The sequence below is a fragment of the Dyella sp. genome, assembly GCF_035508675.1.
Classification (GTDB): Bacteria; Pseudomonadota; Gammaproteobacteria; order Xanthomonadales; family Rhodanobacteraceae; genus Dyella_B.
Genome location: NZ_DATJMN010000120.1, coordinates 1 through 3,737, shown reverse-complemented (window position 1 = coordinate 3,737; position 3,737 = coordinate 1). Strand labels below are relative to the sequence as shown.

Annotated in this window: 2 protein-coding genes; both read right to left on the bottom strand. The window is 61.8% G+C overall.

The window, feature by feature from the left end; genetic code table 11:
• Positions 1-127: 127 nt before the first annotated feature.
• Entirely contained in the window at positions 128-2,575 is a 2,448-nt protein-coding gene (locus tag VMA74_RS06940; RefSeq protein WP_325365908.1) for a transglycosylase domain-containing protein, read from the bottom strand.
• Positions 2,576-2,741: 166 nt separating this feature from the next.
• Positions 2,742-3,737, bottom strand: a 996-nt coding sequence (locus VMA74_RS06935; protein ID WP_325365907.1) for a His/Gly/Thr/Pro-type tRNA ligase C-terminal domain-containing protein, incomplete at its 5' end; no start/stop codon positions are given.

The following is a 3,737-nucleotide window of genomic DNA, read 5'->3' as shown; positions in this document are numbered from 1 at the left end:
CGCCAGCATTGTTCCGTTCATCGTCACTGTCCCTTCCGGGGCCGATAGCCTGTAGCTCGGCCAATCCTGCTACTGGCTACCGGCTACAAGCTACTGGCGACCGGCTACAAGCTACCGGCCGTCTCTCTCAGTTACTCGCCTTGCCCAGCCCAAATATTTTCTGGAAAATGTTGCGATGGTCCCCCTCCAGGCCCTTGTGGTCGCAGGTGTCGGTCGGCGCCGTCCCATCGAGAAACGCCGCGGTGTAGTCATCGGGGCACGATGCATCGGCCAGCAGATTCGTCACCTTGTCCAGCGTCACCAGCTGCACCCCGTCCGGCACCGTGAATTCGTTGGTATCGGAGTATTGCGGCAACTCCACCGCCTGCTTCATAAAGTCGGCCCAGATGGGCGCTGCGACGGTGGCGCCCTCAAGCCCGTGCGCCAGCGGGGTATAGTCATCATTGCCCACCCACACAATGCACAGCAGGCTGCTGGTGAACCCGGCGAACCAGGCATCGTGGCTGGTGCCGGTTTTGCCCGCCGCCGGCGCCGTAAAGCCCATGTTGCGCACGCCGGCGCCGGTTCCGCAAAAATCCCGTCCCCCAATCATGCAGCCGTCGCTCCCATTGCCTTGCAGCACCGCTTCCATCATGTTGGTGGTCAGGTACGCAACGCGCGGATCAAGCACCTGGCGCGTCGTCGGCGAGTAGTCCTGAATGATGTCTCCCGTCGCTGTGCGTACGCTGGCCAGCATCCAGGGATCGATGTGCAGTCCCCCATTGGCATAAATGGTGTAGGCGCCGGCCATGTCCAGTGGCGTGGCGTCGTAGGAACCGATAGCCATGGCGGGCGTACCCTGTGCGCTCTTAATGCCGGCGTCGCGGGCGAGCGCTGCCACGCGGTCAAAGCCCACCATGCTCGCCAGGCTGATGGTTGCGTTGTTGTCCGATCGCATCAGGGCCAGGCGGGCCGTCATCTCGCCGTAATACTCGCCTTCATAGTTGCGCGGCGTGTATTCATATTCCGTTCCTTCGCCGTAGGTAGTTTGCGCGTCGCTGAGCATGGTTACCGGCGAAAAGAGCTTGGTTTGACCGGGAAGCAGGGTGCCCTCCACCGCGGTTTGAAAAGCCGCTGCGTAGACGAACGGCTTGAAGATCGATCCCGTAGGCCGGTGCGCCACCGCGTGATCCACCTGGCTGGTGCCGTAGCTGCGTCCACCCACCAGCGCCAGCACCTGTCCGGTATGCGGATTCAGCGCCACCAGCGCCACCTGCGGGTAAACATACGGCTTGCCCAGCTTGCGGTCGCGCGCGTGCACCCTGTCTACCCTGGCATCCACGTCGTGAATCATCGAGTCAACCGCCTGGGTGGCCAGGCGCTGCAGATCAGGATCGAGCGACGTATAGATGCGCAGCCCCTCGTGGTTGAAATCCCGATCGCCGAATTTCTGCGTCAGCTGGTCGTGCACCAGGTCGACAAAATAGGGCGCTTCGCTCTCATCCACGCTGGCTGCAACCAGGTGCAGCGGCTCCTCCTTTGCCGCCTCCGCCTGCTCCTTGGTAATGGCGCCGGTCTCCACCATCGCATCCAGTACTAGGTTGCGCCGTTCCATGGCGCGGTCGGCGTGGCGGAAAGGATTGAGCCGGCTCGGGCTCTGGATCAAACCTGCCAGCAGCGCGCACTCGGCCAGGTCCAGTTGCCCCACATCCTTGCCGAAGTATGCTTGCGACGCTTCGCCGAAGCCGTCAATAGAAAAGCTGCCGCGTTGCCCCAGGGGAATCTCGTTGGCGTACATCGCGAAAATCTGCTGCTTGCTGAAGCGGTGCTCCAGCTGGAACGTAATCATGATCTGCGTCAGCTTGTATCGGATCGTGCCGGTGTCTTCGAGAAAGAGCAATTTCGCCAGCTGCATGGTCAGCGTCGATGCTCCCCCGCGATGTTTCCGGTCGCCCACCAGGTCGTGCCATGCCCAACTGATCATGCTTTCGTAATTCACACCGCTGTGTTCGAAGAACCGCCGGTCTTCGATCGCCAGCACCGCCTGTACCACGTTGGAAGGAATTTCGTTGTACGTCAGAAGACGCCGTTTTGACCGGTCCGCGTCTTCGCTCAGGTCGGTGATCAGCAGCGGCTCAAGCTCGTAGCTTGAAAGCGCCTGTCCCTTGGCGTCCACAATCGAGTCGACCACGCCGCTGTTCACATGGATCGTCGCACTGTCGGGCGCGTGGTACGATTGCGGCCCGGGCTGCACGGTGATGGATTGCACCCCTTCGCTGAAGGTGCCCATCGGCGAAGCCTGCGGCGCGCCTTCGGGCGTATACCCGGCTTCGCGCAACTCATTGGCAATCAGGTGAACCGTCAGCTTTTGCCCCGGCCGCACTTCCGGCGGCGCGGCGTATATCTTCGCCGTGTCCACAAAAATCGGCTGCTTCAGCCTTTGGTCGACAATCCCGCGATACTTGAAATAGAAAAAGCCGAAGACGGTAAATCCCGTAATCAGGCCAACCGCCACCAAACCTGCACCGATCAGCAGCAGGATCGATCGCGCATCGCGCCGCGTTGTCGGCTTCGCGAATTTGACTTTGACCGCCATCAATCAAGTCCCTTAATAAGCTGCCGGCATTCCGCATTCTCAAAATGCCGTGCGCCCTGGCCATATTGCAGGTTCTTCATGCGGCAAACGCCGGCCACTCGCGGCGGGGCGTGATCGCTCCCCGCGGAATTTCGCTCCCTGCAGAAATCTGATGCATGCCGGCCGTTTACTGTCCGCTCTCTTCCAGCAGCATCTCCTCCTGCACCTTCCTTTTCACCAGCGCCACCGCCTCGCCCAGCGCTACGTCTTCACTGCTACGCGTGGCCCGGGTCACCAGTTCCACCTGGCCCGCCGCGGCTTTCTTGCCTACATTGATTCGATAGGGGATACCCACCAAATCTGCGTCTTTGAATTTGACGCCGGCACGGTCGTCTCGGTCATCCAGCACCACGTCGAGCCCCGCCGCCTCAAGCTCCGCAGCCAGCTTTTCTCCGGTCTCGCGTAGCCCCGCGTCCGAGATGTTGGTCACCGTCACCACCACCGTGAAGGGCGCGATCGAAACCGGCAGCCAGAACCCCTCCGCATCGTTCGATTGCTCGATCGCCGCCGTCAGAATCCGCTCGATGCCGATGCCGTAGCAGCCCATGATCGGCATCACTTCCTTGCCGTTGGGGTCCAGCACCCGCGCGCCCATCGCTTCAGCGTACTTGTACCCCAGCTTGAAGATGTGGCCCACCTCGACCGCCTTGCCTACCACCAGCTTACCTGCGCAACCGTCCCCATTCTCGTTCAATGTGGGGCAACCCTCGCCCTCGTTCACGCTGCGAATGTCGGCGCTCAGCGTCCACCTGAAGTCGCGCCCGGGCGTCACGTTGCGCAGGTGATAGTCCAGCTTGTTCGCCCCACACACCATGTTCTTGCGGCCCTCAAGCGCCTTGTCCACCACAACCGTCAGTCCATCGCCGAGCGGCTGCGTATCCGGCTTGAGCCCAACTGGTCCCAGGTAACCTGCCGGACCGTTAAAGTACTGCTGCAGCTCCTCTGCCTGCATGGTGCGCAGCTCCGCCGCACCCATCGCCCCCAGCAACTTGGTCTCGTTCACCTGGTGGTCGCCGCGCAGAAATGCCGCCACACCGTGCCACGTATCTTTCTGCCCGCCGCCTTGACTCGGTGTGCCGCGTTTCAGCGCCATATACGCCACGCACTTGATGTCATTGGCCGG

What these genes read in the sequence shown, in the direction of transcription:
- VMA74_RS06940 (WP_325365908.1), bottom strand. Translation starts at nt 2,575, where the DNA reads ATGGCGGTCAAAGTCAAATTCGCGAAGCCGACAACGCGGCGCGATGCG.